This window comes from Aliirhizobium wenxiniae (genome assembly GCF_014201355.1).
In the GTDB taxonomy this organism is placed as follows: Bacteria; Pseudomonadota; Alphaproteobacteria; order Rhizobiales; family Rhizobiaceae; genus Neorhizobium; species Neorhizobium wenxiniae.
In genome coordinates this window covers 116,442-131,853 of the sequence record NZ_JACHEG010000002.1, presented here as the reverse complement: position 1 = coordinate 131,853, position 15,412 = coordinate 116,442, and the positions used below count along the sequence as shown (strand labels likewise).

The 15,412-nt window shown below is 57.0% G+C and carries 13 protein-coding genes; 5 read left to right on the top strand and 8 right to left on the bottom strand.

Annotated elements, in window-relative coordinates:
* Positions 1-14: 14 nt before the first annotated feature.
* Positions 15-800 carry an SDR family NAD(P)-dependent oxidoreductase gene (locus tag HNQ72_RS08655; protein WP_183991654.1) on the top strand — a complete coding sequence of 262 codons (786 nt, stop codon included), beginning with the start codon at positions 15-17 and terminating at the stop codon, positions 798-800.
* A gap of 18 nt (positions 801-818) precedes the next feature.
* Here HNQ72_RS08655 and HNQ72_RS08650 read toward each other — a convergent pair whose 3' ends face one another.
* Complete coding sequence (locus tag HNQ72_RS08650) at positions 819-1,604, bottom strand: metallophosphoesterase family protein (RefSeq protein WP_183991652.1); 786 nt, start codon at positions 1,602-1,604, stop codon at positions 819-821.
* Between the two features lie 100 nt (positions 1,605-1,704).
* On the bottom strand, positions 1,705-2,466 hold the full coding sequence (locus HNQ72_RS08645) for a DUF6030 family protein (protein WP_183991650.1): 762 nt from the start codon (positions 2,464-2,466) through the stop codon (positions 1,705-1,707).
* A 408-nt stretch (positions 2,467-2,874) separates the two neighbouring features.
* On the opposite strand from HNQ72_RS08645, the gene katG reads away from it, so the two are divergent.
* Positions 2,875-5,064 carry a catalase/peroxidase HPI gene (katG, locus tag HNQ72_RS08640; RefSeq protein ID WP_183991648.1) on the top strand — a complete coding sequence of 730 codons (2,190 nt, stop codon included), beginning with the start codon at positions 2,875-2,877 and terminating at the stop codon, positions 5,062-5,064.
* A gap of 81 nt (positions 5,065-5,145) precedes the next feature.
* Here the strand turns inward: katG and HNQ72_RS08635 are convergent, their stop codons facing one another.
* From HNQ72_RS08635 to HNQ72_RS08615, 5 genes are all read right to left on the bottom strand, one after another.
* Positions 5,146-5,289, bottom strand: coding sequence for a hypothetical protein (locus tag HNQ72_RS08635; RefSeq protein WP_183991646.1), 144 nt, complete (start codon positions 5,287-5,289; stop codon positions 5,146-5,148).
* A gap of 144 nt (positions 5,290-5,433) precedes the next feature.
* The gene (locus HNQ72_RS08630; RefSeq protein WP_183991644.1) at positions 5,434-6,741 is read right to left on the bottom strand and encodes a UDP-glucose dehydrogenase family protein; all 1,308 of its coding nucleotides are present in this window, start codon (positions 6,739-6,741) and stop codon (positions 5,434-5,436) included.
* Between the two features lie 115 nt (positions 6,742-6,856).
* Complete coding sequence (locus HNQ72_RS08625) at positions 6,857-8,284, bottom strand: mannose-1-phosphate guanylyltransferase/mannose-6-phosphate isomerase (protein WP_183991642.1); 1,428 nt, start codon at positions 8,282-8,284, stop codon at positions 6,857-6,859.
* 46 nt (positions 8,285-8,330) lie between these two features.
* Positions 8,331-9,755, bottom strand: a complete 1,425-nt coding sequence (locus HNQ72_RS08620) for a phosphomannomutase (RefSeq protein WP_183991640.1) — start codon at positions 9,753-9,755, stop codon at positions 8,331-8,333.
* 215 nt (positions 9,756-9,970) lie between these two features.
* A complete protein-coding gene (locus tag HNQ72_RS08615; RefSeq protein ID WP_244654336.1) occupies positions 9,971-10,606 on the bottom strand; it encodes a sugar transferase in 636 nt (211 codons plus the stop codon).
* A gap of 1,091 nt (positions 10,607-11,697) precedes the next feature.
* Between HNQ72_RS08615 and HNQ72_RS08610 the strand changes: the two genes are divergently transcribed.
* A complete protein-coding gene (locus tag HNQ72_RS08610) occupies positions 11,698-13,089 on the top strand; it encodes an O-antigen ligase family protein (protein ID WP_183991638.1) in 1,392 nt (463 codons plus the stop codon).
* 203 nt (positions 13,090-13,292) lie between these two features.
* On the opposite strand, the gene HNQ72_RS30495 is transcribed toward HNQ72_RS08610, so the two are convergent.
* On the bottom strand, positions 13,293-13,586 hold the full coding sequence (locus HNQ72_RS30495) for a hypothetical protein (RefSeq protein ID WP_244654244.1): 294 nt from the start codon (positions 13,584-13,586) through the stop codon (positions 13,293-13,295).
* Positions 13,587-13,596: 10 nt separating this feature from the next.
* Between HNQ72_RS30495 and HNQ72_RS08605 the strand changes: the two genes are divergently transcribed.
* Positions 13,597-14,637: a polysaccharide biosynthesis/export family protein gene (locus HNQ72_RS08605; RefSeq protein ID WP_244654245.1), complete on the top strand. Its 1,041-nt coding sequence runs from the start codon at positions 13,597-13,599 to the stop codon at positions 14,635-14,637.
* Between the two features lie 109 nt (positions 14,638-14,746).
* A complete protein-coding gene (locus HNQ72_RS08600; protein ID WP_183991636.1) occupies positions 14,747-15,400 on the top strand; it encodes a hypothetical protein in 654 nt (217 codons plus the stop codon).
* Positions 15,401-15,412 lie beyond the last annotated feature (12 nt).

Sequence of the window (15,412 nt, the reverse complement as noted above, 5' to 3'; positions counted from 1 at the left end):
GGGGGCGCACGGCCATGCATGTCGTCGTAACCGGAGGATCTAGCGGCATTGGACTTGAAGTTGCGAAGGTCTACGCTCTGCGTGGTGCGTCCGTTTCATTGATCGCCCGCAACCTTGATCGTCTGGAAAAGGCGTGCAGCGAGATAGAGAAATCTTCCGGGGGAAGGGCAAAGGTCTTTTTCGCGGCCGCCGACGCAGCTGTCTGCACTGAGATGTCGTCTGCAATCATTGCCTGCGAGGCAGTCCATGGGCCATGCGATATTCTTGTCGCCTCGGCCGGCGTGGTGGAGCCAGGCTGGTTCCACGAACAGGCGCCTGACCTGTTCGAGAGCCAATGGCAGACCAACTTCGTGGGTGTGGTCAACGCCGTGAGAGCCGTCTATGCGGGCATGAGAAGCCGCGGGGCAGGGCGCATCATGATCGTTTCCTCCGCTGCTGCCTTTATCGGCATCCCTGCCTACGCCGCCTATTGCAGTTCGAAATCAGCCCTGGTGGGGTTTGCGGATTCCCTCAGACTGGAAGCAATGCCGAAGGGTGTAACGGTCGGCGTCTGTTTCCCTCCCGATACCGACACGCCTCAGCTTTCCCGTGAGCTTGAAAGCCGGCCGAAGGAGGCTGAATTGCTGATGGGTCGTATCAAGCCGAGACGCGCGCAAGAGATTGCGGAAAGACTCGTTTCCGGGATCGACCGCCGCAGTGCCCATGTTTATTTCACGGCGTCGATCTCGGCGCTTGCCCTGTTTGGTGCTCTTGCAAGACCGTTTGTCGAGATCTGGTATCGGCTGAAATTGGGCAGATAGGACAAAGAGCCGTCAGCTTCAAACGAAAGCCTTTTGGCTGCCATCGATCTTGAGTACGGTCAATTTGCCCGAGTAATAGGCGCCCGTGTCGATGCCGATGCGGCCCATGCCGATATCCGGCGTCGGTTGCGGCGTGTGTCCGTGAACGACCAGCAACGGCTGGCCCGGGCCTTGGCTCAGAAACGGCTCACGGATCCACATCAGGTCTTCATCGGTCTGTTTCTCCATTCCGACCCTGGGCCGCAGGCCCGCATGGACGAAAACGATATTACCGATCTTCAGGCATATGGGCAGGTTGGCCAGGAACTGTTTGTGGTTTACCGGAATGGCCTCGGCAAGTACCTCTTTAAGATCGGTCAACCGCCCTTTTCTCCTGGCGGTAAGGTGATGGATATCGATACCGTAGGAGATCAATGTCTGTTCGCCGCCAAGGCTGAGCCAGTCGCTATAAAGCTCGGGTTCTTCGATGAACTTGCTGAAGATGTCGTCGTGATTGCCACAGAGCGCAAGCCTGCGCAGGCCCAGATCGCTGGGTTTCTGCAGATGTTCGATCACCTGATAGGAGCTTGGTCCGCGGTCCACATAGTCACCAAGCAATACGATCAGGCCCGGGCGGCCCGTTCTGGCTATGTCTGCTGCAATGCGGGCTTCGGCATCCTGGAGTTCTTTCAGACAGCCATGCACATCGCCGATCGCGTAGATCGGATAGCTTGCGGGTTCGTCACCCAAATCTATCCGGCGTCGAGAAGGCGGAGAGGGCTGCCCCATCGGGCGACCCTTCATCCAGCCAATGAGTTTGCGCATTCAGTGCCGCCAATCACAGACAGGAAAGTCCCATAGACAATGGGAACCCGCCCCTAAAGGAGGGTTAACATACTGTCGATATTCGCAAATCAGGCAGTCTTCAATCGTTTACTGCAGGCAGGGTTAAGAGACGCGGGATCCTTGCCGTCTTCGTTGCCTGCGTGGGCATATCCATTTTTTGTTCTGTCGGCCAAAGTCTAGGATGATCCCCCGGGATTTTCGATGTCCGGTCTGTGCCGATCAGATTATATCGACCGGGGTCGCCGAGCTCCTGTCGAAATGTCAGGCCTTGGTAACCTGCGTAAAAGTAGAAGTCCGTCTGGGTCGTGAGCATTTTCGCCAGGACTTCGGAAAGAGCCGGGTCGCGCGGCATGGCAGTAGCCAGACGGAAAAAGGCTAGAGCCTGCGTCGCAAGCTCGCCATCCAGTTTGCCGCTGGCGAGATTGAATTTCACGCGAATATTATCTGCTGGTTCATGCATAGAGCCACGGGCCTGCAGGAAAAGTGAGGCAGAGCGGTTCGCTCCGAGACCATCCCGCAGCATCGAGCACTCCCAACCGCGTTGCTCCGATTCGGCAAAGGCTGGTATTTCCTGCGCGCCTGCCGCCTGTCTGCTGCACATATCCGCCGGGGTAGGGTTGGCCTCGATCAGGCCAGGCGTTGTAGTGAAACCGGGCCAAGGCCACCGGGAGATGGGTTTCGAAATCTTCGCCGTATCACTCGAGGTTGGTACGGTCGCTACGCTTGTTGCGGGTACCGGAAGGCGAATGCCGAGAAACAAAGAAAACGTCTTGAGGTTTCGTTGATCGTTGGCAAACAACACAGTCGCTGCAACCGCGGTGATAACCGCAAGGATCAACACGATCAGCGGCCAGCGTTTCGCCGGTCTAGGTGGTGAAGCGGCCATCCGGGAGTAAGGGCGAGGGGCCATTGGATCCATGGCTCGGGGTGAATTTGCGTGTTCGGATCCGACGCGGCTGAGACGTTTGCCACGAAAATCTCCTCCCCGTATTTATATCATTGAATTTCAGTAAGTTCAAAGTGCGCAATTCGTCCACCTCGCACATCGGCAATCTTGCAGCGCGATATCTTTTTCCTATCGATGTTATATTTAAATCCAACTTAAAACTATCGGGAAATCCGTTTATTTGATTTGCCCAAGAGAGGATCTGCACCAGCTTAACCTCATGCAACACAATGGAGGCGCGAGGACGATCTCACCCGAACCCGTCCTTCGCCGAGATATAACAATGACCGGAAGGAGATAGTCATGGATGCTAAGTCTAGCGAAAACAGTGGTAAGTGTCCCGTCGCTCACGGCAGCACGCCGCGCGGACATTCGAACCGCGACTGGTGGCCCAGCCATCTGAACGTACAGATCCTTCACACCCACTCGTCGCTTGCCGATCCGATGGGCAAGTCCTTCGACTATGCCGAGGAGTTCAAGAAGCTCGATCTCGACGCTCTGAAGCAGGATCTCCACGCGCTGATGACCGATAGCCAGGATTGGTGGCCGGCCGATTTCGGCCATTACGGTGGTCTCTTCATCCGTATGGCCTGGCACAGCGCCGGCACCTATCGCATCACCGACGGTCGTGGCGGCGCCGGCATGGGCCAACAGCGTTTTGCTCCGCTCAACAGCTGGCCCGATAACGTCAACCTCGATAAGGCTCGCCGTCTCCTGTGGCCGATCAAGCAGAAATACGGCAACAAGATTTCCTGGGCCGACCTGATGATCTTGACCGGCAATGTCGCGTTGGAATCGATGGGCTTCAAGACCTTCGGTTTTGCCGGCGGCCGCGCCGACGTCTGGGAGCCGGAAGAACTCTATTGGGGGCCGGAAGGCACCTGGCTGGGCGACGAGCGCTATAGCGGCGAGCGTGAACTGGCAGAGCCGCTCGGCGCCGTGCAGATGGGTCTCATCTATGTCAATCCGGAAGGCCCGAACGGCAATCCCGATCCGCTCGCATCGGCGCGCGATATCCGCGATACCTTCGCCCGCATGGCGATGAATGACGAGGAAACGGTCGCGTTGATCGCCGGCGGTCACACTTTCGGCAAGACGCATGGTGCCGGTGACGCGTCCTTTGTCGGCATCGATCCCGAGGGCGGCGAACTGGAGGCCCAGGGCCTCGGATGGTCGAGCAAATTCAACAGTGGCGTTGGCCGCGATGCCATCGGCAGCGGTCTTGAAGTCACCTGGTCCCAGACGCCGACGCAGTGGAGCAACTACTTCTTTGAAAACCTCTTCGGTTTCGAGTGGGAGCTGACAAAGAGCCCAGCCGGTGCCCATCAGTGGGTCGCCAAGGATGCGGATGCCTCCGTTCCCGATGCATTCGACGGCGCGAAGAAGCATCGCCCAACCATGCTGACCTCCGACCTCGCGCTACGCTTCGACCCGATCTACGAAAAGATCTCGCGTCGTTTCCTCGAAAATCCGGCCGAATTCGCTGACGCCTTTGCCCGCGCCTGGTTCAAGCTGACCCATCGCGACATGGGACCGAAGGTCCGGTATCTCGGTCCGGAAGTGCCGGCCGAAGATCTGATCTGGCAGGATGTCATCCCGGCCGTCGACCATCCACTGGTCGATGATGCGGATATAGCAAGCCTGAAGGAAAAGGTTCTGGCGACCGGGCTTTCCGTTCAGGAACTGGTCTCGACCGCCTGGGCCTCTGCTTCGAGCTTCCGCGGCTCCGATAAGCGCGGCGGCGCAAACGGTGCTCGTATACGTCTGGAGCCGCAGAAGAACTGGGAAGCCAACCAGCCAGAACAGCTCGCCAAGGTGCTTGGCGTGCTCGAAGGCATTCAGCAGAGCTTCAATGCGGCCAATACGGCGGGCAAGAAGATCTCGATGGCTGACTTGATCGTGCTGGCTGGTGCTGCCGGCGTGGAAAAGGCCGCCAAGGCAGCAGGTCACAGCATCGTCGTTCCGGTCACGCCTGGTCGCGCGGATGCCTCGCAGGAGCAGACCGACGTTGCGTCCTTCGCCGCATTGGAGCCGCGTGCTGACGGGTTCCGCAACTACGTCAACACCGGGCGCATTCAGTTCCTCAAGGCTGAAGAAGCTCTCGTCGACCGGGCGCAGTTGCTGACCCTGACAGCGCCGCAGATGACCGTCCTGCTCGGTGGTCTGCGCGTATTGAACGCCGGTGCACCAACCCATGGTGTCTTAACCGACAAGCCGGAAGCACTGACGAATGATTTCTTCGTCAATCTTCTGGATATGGCGACAGTCTGGACTCCAAAGGCTGGCGAGACCGGCGTTTACGAAGGGCGCGATCGTCATTCGAACGAACTGAAATGGACCGGCACGCGCGTCGACCTCATCTTCGGTTCGCATTCGCAGCTTCGCGCTATCGCGGAAGTCTACGCCCAGTCGGACGCAAAGGAGAAGTTCGTCAGAGACTTCGTGACCGCTTGGGTAAAGGTCATGAACGCAGACCGTTTCGATCTGGTTTGATCATAAGATTATCGCCGGGCGAGATTTCTCGCCCGGTGTTTTCGCGCACCCGAGCGCCCACGGTTTTTAAGCTGAGAATTCCTAGCGGACGCTTGCCGTCGTCATGTCATCCGTCGACGCGCCGGTTAGGCCGGCATAAAGCGCCAGAGTTCCATGCAGCATGCCTGCCCACATCAGAATCGATACGGCAAACACCACGATCATATTGCGAAGACGAGACGACATTCGAACCTCTTGAATGAAGGCTCAATGTGCCATTTGAAAGTTTGCGCGACGTGAACCGAAATGGTTAGCAATAGCCGATGAAAATGCTGACAATTTCAGGAAACCGCATTCCGACCGTCATAATTTCCGCCGATATGAACCTTCTCAGCCGCTGTTTTTGCCGATGCTGTGATAGGTAAAGCCATGCGGCTCGACCTCATGAGCGCGATAGACATTGCGCAGGTCGACGAACACCGGTGTCGCCATGATCGTCTTCAGTCGGTCTAGATCGAGCGCCCGGAACTCGTTCCATTCGGTCACGAGAACCGCGACATCCGCGCCTTCGGCCGCCTCGTAAGGATCGGTCGCAAAATCGATCTCCATCATCTGACGTGCGTTGTCCATGCCCTCCGGATCGTAACCGGCAACGATCGCACCGGCATCCTTCAGCGTCTGGACGATGGCAATTGCCGGACTGTCGCGCATGTCGTCGGTATTCGGCTTGAAGGTCAGGCCGAAGACGGCCACCTTCTTGCCGCGTACATCGCCGCCTGCAGCTGCAATCACCTTGCGGCCCATGGCCCGCTTGCGGTTGTCGTTGATGGCGATCGTCGTTTCGATCAGGCGGACCGGGCTTTCGTAGTCCTGTGCGGTCTTGGCGAGAGCCAGCGTATCCTTCGGGAAGCAGGAGCCGCCATAACCGGGGCCGGCATGCAGGAATTTCGAGCCGATACGGCCATCAAGCCCGATGCCGCGCGATACGTCCTGCACATCGGCTCCGACCCGCTCGCACAGATCCGCAATCTCGTTGATGAAGGTGATCTTCATGGCGAGGAAGGCATTGGCCGCGTACTTGATCAGCTCGGACGTGCGGCGGCTGGTGTAGAGAATTGGCGCCTGGTTAAGGTAAAGCGGCCGATAGACTTCGTTCATCACCGGACGGGCACGCTCGTCGGAGATGCCGACGACGATACGGTCCGGCCGCTTGAAGTCCTCGATGGCAGCACCCTCTCGCAGGAACTCGGGGTTCGAGACCACGGCAAAATCCGCATCCGGATTACTCTCGCGAATGATCCGCTCCACCTCGTCACCGGTGCCGACCGGCACGGTCGATTTGGTGACGACAACGGTAAAGCCTTTCATCGCCTCGGCGATTTCCTTCGAAGCGGCATAGACATAACCAAGGTCGGCATGACCGTCGCCGCGGCGGGAAGGCGTGCCGACAGCGATGAACACGACATCAGCTTCGGCCACAGCCGGCGCAAGCTCGGTGGTGAAGGAGAGGCGGCCCGCCTTGACGTTGGTTTCGACCAGCGCATCGAGGCCCGGTTCGAAGATCGGGATGATGCCTTGCCTCAGCGCCTCGATCTTCTCTTCCGCCTTGTCGACGCAGATCACCTTGTGACCGAAATCGGCAAAACATGCCCCAGACACAAGCCCGACATATCCCGAGCCAACCATGACGATGCGCATAAAGCTGCCTTCCTATCAAATCATGCCAATCGACCGATAAGACTTTTCGCCGACAGATCGATGACACCGTAGCCGGCAACATAAGTACCGGCTACGCTTTTTGTCAGGGCAGTTATTACCCTCGTCCGAACTCATCGACAATGCGGATGATGTCGTCTTCCCCGAGATAGGAACCGGTCTGTACCTCAATCATTTCGAGCATGATCTTGCCGGGATTTGCGAGGCGGTGGACTTCGCCCTGCGGAATGTAGACCGACTCGTTTTCGCGCACGATCTTGATCTCGTCGCCAACCGTGACTTCCGCCGTACCCTTGACGCAGATCCAGTGTTCGGACCGGTGATGATGCTTCTGCAACGACAGCTTCTTGCCCGGCGTCACGAACAGCCGCTTCACCTGGAACCGGTCACCGTTGAGGATCGACGTATATCCGCCCCAGGGGCGATAGGAGGTCGGATGGGTCTGGGTCAGTGCTGCGGTGCCTTTGGTTGATCCGAGCAGCTTGACCAGAGAACCGACACTTTGGCTCTCATCGAGCTTGCCGACATAGACGGCGTCCTCGCTGGCGATGACGGCAACGCCATCCAATCCCTGAACTGCGAGATGGCTGGTGCGCGACATGACGAGCGAATTGCGGGTGTTGACGACCGTAGCATTTCCGAGCGCGACGTTGCCGTCGGTATCCTGCTTGCCGAGCTTCCATACGGCATCCCAGCTTCCCATGTCGGACCAGGAGAAGGAGGAGGGGACGACCGCAGCATTGGCGGTCTTTTCCATGATCGCATAATCGATGGAAATGTCGGTGGCCTTGCTGAACGCCTCTGCATCGAGCCGCACGAAGTCGAGATCGTTCTGCGCCTTGGCAACGGATGCAGCCGCCGCATCGGCAACGGCGGGCGCATATTTCTGCATTTCGGAGAGAACCTGTGCGGCGCCAAACATGAAGATGCCCGAGTTCCACAGGAAGCCGCCGGCACCCAGCATGGCAGCGGCCTTGTCGGCATCCGGCTTCTCGACGAAACGTTTCACAGCCTTGGCACCGTCACCGAGATCTTTGCCAACTTCTATATAACCGTAACCGGTTGCCGCTTCGGTCGGCATGATACCGAAGGTGACGAGCTTGCCAGCCTTGGCAGTCTTGAATGCGATGTCGATGGCTTCCTGATAGCTTTGGCCGGAGACGATCTCATGATCGGAAGCGAGAACCTGGATGATGGCGTCATCGCCGAATTTCTTCATCACGAAGGCGGCGGCAGCCGCGACGGCCGGCGCAGTATTGCGCGCGGTCGGCTCCAGCAGCACGCCGGAGAGCTTGATGTCCAGTTCGCGGGCCTGCTCGGCAACGAGAAAGCGGAAATCCTCATTGGTGATGACGACAGGCGCCTCGTAGTGGCTGCTGTCGGAAATGCGCTCCAGCGTCTTCTGGAACAGGCTGAGATCATCGGTGAACTGGATGAACTGTTTTGGCGCGCTCGCACGCGAAAGCGGCCAAAGACGCGTTCCCTTGCCACCCGCCATGATTACCGGAATGATCTTGTCAGTCATGCTTGCCCCGCCTTGTGCCGTTCTGTGTTCAGTGCCGGAATTGTCTTTAGATATTGCGTTCGGTCGCAAAGCGCCGGATCAGCGCCAGACCATCTTCAAGCAGCGCCGCAGCAGCCTCTTCCGTCGGTGCCTCGACATAGCAGCGCATTTCGGGTGCATTGCCCGATGGACGCAGATGGATGATGCGACCGTCCTCAAGGGTGACCCTCAAACCGTCGATATCGCTTTGCTTTGAAACTTTGCCGATCGGCGACAGGAACGTCTCGAGGTTCTTGTCCGATTGCCTGAGATATTTCATCAGTGCGGAACTCGTCTCGATCGGAAAATTTTCCAGCCGGTCCGCCATGGCAACCGGCATCCGGAAATCTTCTGCCAGTTGCGAAAGGCGCAGTTTCTTTTGCGCGGCAAGCCAGAGAGGCGCCAATACGGGAAGAAAGCTGTCGCGTGTCGGCAGCGGACGGATCGATCCGCTCGACAGGGAGAAGGTGGAGGCTGTCAGCAGGCCGCCATTGGCCTCGAACCCCATGACCTTCTCATGCCCCGCTGCCAGTGCCTCGCTCATGCCGGCAATGACGAAGGGAGAGCCCACCCGCGTGCGAACCACGCGAAAGCTGCCGTTCGCCTCGATGCCGGAATTGGATGTGACCGGTGTCACGACCACGTCTGCGCCGAGGAAGAGGGAGGAGATCAGTCCGAGCAGGTCGCCGCGTACCGGCTCGCCGGTTTCATCGGACAGGAGAGGGCGGTCTCCGTCGCCATCGGCTGAAACGATAGCGTCCAGACCGTGTTCACGAACCCATTGGCGCAGCGACGCGATCGTCTCCGGTGAAACCGCCTCCGTATCGACCGGAATGAAATCCTCCGAAAATCCGAGTTCGACAACCTCGGCCCCGTAGTGCCGGATCGCTTCGACCAGCAGGTCGCGTGCGACGGTCGAATGCTGATAGACGCCGATTTTCAATCCGGTGAGCGCGCCGGCCGGCAGGATGGATAAAACACGCTTGGCAAACAGCGCATTCGCAGCATCGCTTTTGTCGGGTGCCGTGCCAGGCGTTGCATCGATCTCGGCATCACCCAGTTCGGTGGCGATCGCCGAGATCTGCAATTCGTCCTGTTTGTCGATTTCGCCGTCCGCGCGATAGAACTTGATGCCGTTACGATCGGCCGGAATATGGGAACCGGTGATCATCAGCGAAGCAGCGCCGGTCTCCAGCCCATAAAGTGCAAGCGCCGGTGTCGGCAGCGCTCCGCAATCGAGCGGGACCAATCCCGCGCGCTCCAGCGCACCTATGCAGGTTGCGGTGATGGATGGGCTGGAAGGGCGGAAGTCACGTCCGACCAGAATATGATCTCCGGTCTTTGCAAGACCGCTTCGAATCAGGTGGGTCGCGAATGCCTGTGCATAAAGTGCTGATGCACGCCCTTCGAGATCGGTAACCAGGCCTCTCAGTCCGCTCGTGCCGAATTTCATCGCCAATCCATTATATTGTAAGCCTCGTCTACTTAGACGATACGCTCAGATTTTGCCCGACTTTCAGAAAATATATTTAACGCCCGAACTCGGCGACAGTTATCGGCAGAATACCCGCCGCCAGCAGATTCAGCCTGAAACCTGCTTCGCAAAGCGGATGATAATGTGCTTGGCGCGATTATTAAGGCTTGGGACAGTTGGATGCCAACCCATGCTCAAAACCCGTTGCCGCCCTTGATTTCGGAGTAGACGGTTCCCGCCATGATTGAAATATCCATCCACAGAGAGAAGTTTTGGACATAGTGGAGGTCGCAGGCAATGCGTGCCCTTGCCTTGGAGGCACGATCGGTCGGTCCTCTGAGGCCGCGCATCTGGGCAAGGCCAGTCATGCCGGGGCGCATTGTGTGCCGATCGTGATAGTCCGGCACGAGTTCTTCATAGGGTATGCCGGCCGCAAGCATCCCGACAGCGTGGCAGCGAGGACCGACAAGTGACATGTCACCCTTCAGCACGTTCAGCAATTGTGGCAGTTCGTCGATATTCAGGCGCCGTATGACCCGTCCCACTCTGGTGATGCGTGGATCATCCCGAACGGTCTGAGCAACTCCGGAGTGGTCGCATTGTTCGACATACATGGAGCGGAATTTATAGATCCTGATAAGCTTGCAATCTTTGCCCCATCGGTTCTGCCTGAAGGAAACCGGACCTTTACTCTCAATCTTGATGAGTAGGCAGACAGTCAGCAGCACCGGTGCCAGAATTACCAGAGCACTGGCCGAAATTATGACGTCGATGAACCTTTTGGCCACGAAATGCCAGTAAATCCTGGTCCGCAGCTGGTTCAACCCCAATTGCGATGTCGCGCTATTGGGAGATAATGTTTCGGGTCCGTCCAACTGTAGGATATTCACCGGATTCACCGCACAAGTATATTATGGATCAACTTTATATTGATCTAATAGCGCACAACTATCGCGCTGTCAGCGAAGAAATTAAAAAAAGGTTAAATACGATGCCCGTTGCGATGTATATGCACGCATGTGGGCTGCACTTAAGTGAGCAATCCCAAGTAATGCCGGTCGATTCGTGCCTGTTTATAGTGGGTTAAGGCGCATCCATCTCTCTCCTAGATGCGCGGTTTGCGTGCGCCTGTACCGTCCGTACGCCTTTATTTGCGGGAGTTGTTGTGCGAATTTGCATTAACGCTGGGCGAGAAATGGTGCAACTTAGGCGTTATTGTTCGGAAGGTGGCCCGTTACCACATGTAAAATATGAACCCGATGACGAGTGCCCACATCGCCAACGAGATACTGAAAACCAGGAGATAATTTTTAAAACGCCGTGTCATGATTCTGATCATGCCTCGGCTTTGGCGATGGTTAAAACGCTGTCAAAGCATATGGTTTATGCTTCTTTAATTTCAGCTGGCGCCGAACGCGCTGTTTCGGGAATGTGCATTGAAACAATACGACATGCCTGTGGATGAGCGTTCCTGATCGCCTTTTCGACTGGCAGTTCTGGGGGAGGGGCGAGTTCCTGAGGCGGAGCAGATCGGGCTGTCTCAATCGGCTGGCCGAATTCTTGCAGAAGGTAAGGATCGCAAAGGACGGCGTGGCGCTTTTATCACGATCGCCAAGATGGTTCGTTGCAGCTGCTTTCGGCTTTCATGGTGATGCACACGGGTTTTTTAAGTGTATACAAAAAATGCTTTGCTCTACTGTCGTCTATGCTTTCGTTACATCGGTGTATTCGATACAAGCTCACGTCTGCAAACCTCGTGGCCGACTGTATGAATGCTGATTTCGATCTTGCTGGCGGGCGCGGGAGCTTATGAGCTGTCTGGATGTCTATTGCGACAGCGACCGGGCGCATGGCTAAGGGGCCTGAGGAGATGATGTCGGAACTTTCGCTGGAACGCACCGGCAGCAAGGGGCTGCGCTACATGCTGGTTCTGCTGTTCTGGGGGCCGATCGTGATCGGGCTCCTGAATTACGGTGCCGTCGAGATCCAGACGGTCGCGCTAATGGTCGTGCCGGTGTTCTTGATGATCGCCGTTGTGTCGATCGTAAACGGCATATCGGAGCGAACCAGGGTTGCCTTGGTTTCGGCTCTGGTTCTGATCATCATGGCTTTTGCGTGGGTTGCGCTGCAGGCGATGCCCCTGCCTTCCGCTTTGTTTGCGCAGCCTGCTTGGCAGGATGTTGCCGGCATCGCGCCCTCCGGCAGCGCGAGCATATCGCTTGCGCCAGGAGACGATTGGCCCTCTGCCTTGCGGATCGCCCTGCCGCTCGGAATATTTATGCTCGCCTTGCTGTTGTTCGACACTGATGATCGTGCAGTTGGAGCTGTCAAAGCCCTTGCGGTATCAGGCGGAATCGTTTCTGTCTTGTCTATCCTCCAATTCGAGGTTGCGCCGGATGCCTTGCTCTTCTGGCCCAAGATTGCCTATCTGGATAGCCTCACCGGCTTTTTCGTCAATCGAAATACCGCAGCCACCTACTTTGGTCTGATCCTCCTGCTGAACCTCGCCTTGCTTCTTCACGCGCTAGGTGATCCGGGGATCGGTTTTGCCGATTTGCGACGCTGGTGGTACCGCGACAGCAAGTGGCGAGCGCTTGGTTATGGGCTGTGGTTTTCGACCTCGCTGATTGCGCTCATGCTGACTAAATCTCGCGCTGGTCTTCTTTCCTGTCTCTTTGCAATAACCTGCCTCCTTGTACTCCGGCTGTTCCGCCGGTCTAAAAGACAAAGAGTAGGACGGCCGTCTTCTGCACCGCGCATTGCGCCATGGCTGAAGCGCAGCCTCCAATTGGTCGCCATCGTGCTGATCTTGTTCCTGGTGCTTCAGATTTTCGGCGGCAGAACATTGTTGCGGGCGGAGGCGCAGGGGGTGGGCGATAGTCGTTACTGTGTCATGCCGGGCATCTTGTCTGCGGTTGCCAACCAGTTTCCGTGGGGGGCGGGTCTTGCAAGCTTCGAGGATGTTTTTCCCGGTTACCGCGATCCGGCCTGTGGCCTCTATGGTATTTGGGGCCGGGCGCATAACTTCTATCTGGAGGGAATTTTTACATTCGGCCTGATGTTTGTGATGATGGCGATGGTAGCATTTCTGATGTTGCTCCGCTTTTTCTGGATCGGCTTGCGACAGCGGCGTGGGCTGCGCTTTGGGCCAGAGATAGGCCTTTCTGCCCTTTTGCTTGTCGCCATTCATTCGGCCTTCGACTTTTCACTGCAGATCTCGGGGATGGCTGTCATCGTCGCGGTCCTGCTGGCGCCACTTGTAACAATCAGCCTGAACCCGCCAGGCAAATCATCGTCGGCACGATATCCGTGATGGTTGTGAAGAGCGGCAATATCAATCCTTAGTTTTTCTTGTCGAGAATTGAGGACTGTTATTTTTCGGTGTTTTCCTGTTGAGTTACTGACAGAAAATCTGCTGCCGCTGCGATCAGGAATAAAGAGGATGCCTGTTAACTAATCTTCTGAACATTTCATCGCCCAGTTATTGTGCGGGATTAACTTAAGCGTAACCATTCGTTATTCGTGTATTTGTAATATGTTGCGAGGGCGCAACAGCTCGTCGGCAAGAACTACTTGTTTCAAATTGGTCGGGGCAACTGGTCTGGCCAGAGCGGCTGGTTCATGCATATTGGCGGCGGGTTTCAGGGGATAAAAAGTGAAAATCAAAGCCGCCGCTACTTTCCTAATCATGTCGACGACGGCATTGACGAGTTGCACATCCTTGCCGAGCTCCGGCCCGGCAGTGAAAGATGTCGAGTCACAGGCGACGGCGAGGGTAACCTCTGCGAAAAAACCGCAGGCTGTTGGCATCGACTATGCTTTGGTCGATCTCAACAAGACCGTCCTGAATTTTGTCCAGTCGGCAACCGCCACCTCGCTCGTTGGTGGTTTCGGTGGTGGGCGTGGTGGCGCCCCGAGCCTGCCCCTCGGTGTCGGTGACATCGTTCAGGTTTCCATTTTTGAATCGCAATCTGGCGGTTTGTTCATCCCCAACGACGCAGGCAGCCGTCCCGGCAATTATGTAACTCTTCCGCAGCAGACGATCGACCGCGATGGCACGTTGAGCGTTCCTTATGCCGGCCGTGTTCGTGCTGCTGGTCGCGCTGTTGAAGATGTCCAGCGTGACATTGAAGACGTTCTCGCTAACCGCGCGATCGAGCCACAGGTAGTCATAACGAAGGTTGAAAGCCGTTCGGCGCAGGTCTCCGTTCTCGGCGACGTTCGCACTCCGTCAAAGATCGAGCTTACGGAAGCCGGCGAACGCATTCTTGATGTCCTGTCGGAAGCCGGTGGCCTGAGCGCGCCGGGCGTCGAAACTTATGTGACGCTGCAGCGTCGCGGCAAGTCTGCGACCGTACAGTACGATCATCTCGTGGCGACGCCGTCTGAAAATATCTATGTTGCTCCCGGCGATACGATCCTCGTTGATCGCGAGCGCCGTACTTATCTGGCCTTCGGCGCATCCGGCCTGAATGGTCGCTTCGATTTCGAGGAGTCGAACCTGACTTTGGGTGAAGCCCTCGGCAAGGCCGGCGGGCTTCTTGATGCCCGGGCTAACCCGGCTCAGTTGATGCTCTATCGCACTGTGGAAAAGAGCTTCCTGTCCAAGCTTGGTGTAGATACGGCGAAGTTTACGGGAAATACCGTCCCCGTTATCTTCCGAGCCAATCTTCGTGATCCCGGTGCGTTCTTCGCGGTACAGAAGTTCCCGATGCAGGACAAGGACGTCATTTACGTATCGAATTCCGACTCCGTGGAAGTCCTGAAGTTCCTGGAGATTCTGAATGCTGTCACGTCGACTGCTTCCGGCGTAACGTCCGATGCAGTATCCACGCGTGATGCTATTCGGGACTTAAACTGACGTAAATATTGGGTTTCTATCGTTATTAACTTTGGCTTAACCTTTAACTTGATCGTGGCATGTATCCGTGCAAAAGCTGCAGTCGAAGTGCCCAAGGTGGAGAAGTATAATGCGTGCTCGTTATATCAATAACATCACTAAAATCGCCGCTGCAGGTGCGATTATCTCAGCAGTATTTGGAATTGCTGGCGCCAGTGCTCAGACAAGCGCTCCGGCTGCAGGTTGTTTCGTTGAGCCGGCCAAGCTGCCGAACGCCGATATTCAGGCCTTTCTCGATGCTCCTGATGCATTGCTGACCCAGTTTCCATCCGGTGGCCTCACTCTTTCCAGCCAAGTGCGCTCTCTTGCCGGTTCCAGCGCCGATGCGCTTGCGCCGCTTCTGGCTCTTGCCAAGCAGGCCAGCCCATCCCAGGCCGCCGCGATCGGCGCCGGTCTCGCGCGCGTGGCTCGCTCATGCGTTGCAGCCGATCCTGAATATGTTGCCCAGATCCAGGCCGCAATTGCCGATGTCGAAGTGGCCGGGCTTGAGACGGCATTTACTTCAGGTCTGAATGAAACACAGACCGCGGCGCTCGGTGGAGGCGCTGCTGGTGGCGCTGCGGCGGCTGGCGGCGCATCTGCGATCGGCGGAGGAGGGGCCTCCGATGGTGGTGCCGGCACTTCCGGTGACGGCTCGACTTCAACGCCGACGAGCGTGCAGACCTTCAGTCTGCGAAACGTTACTTATAGCGGCGACATAAGCTGCTCCACTCCGAACTGCTAAGCCATCCCATAT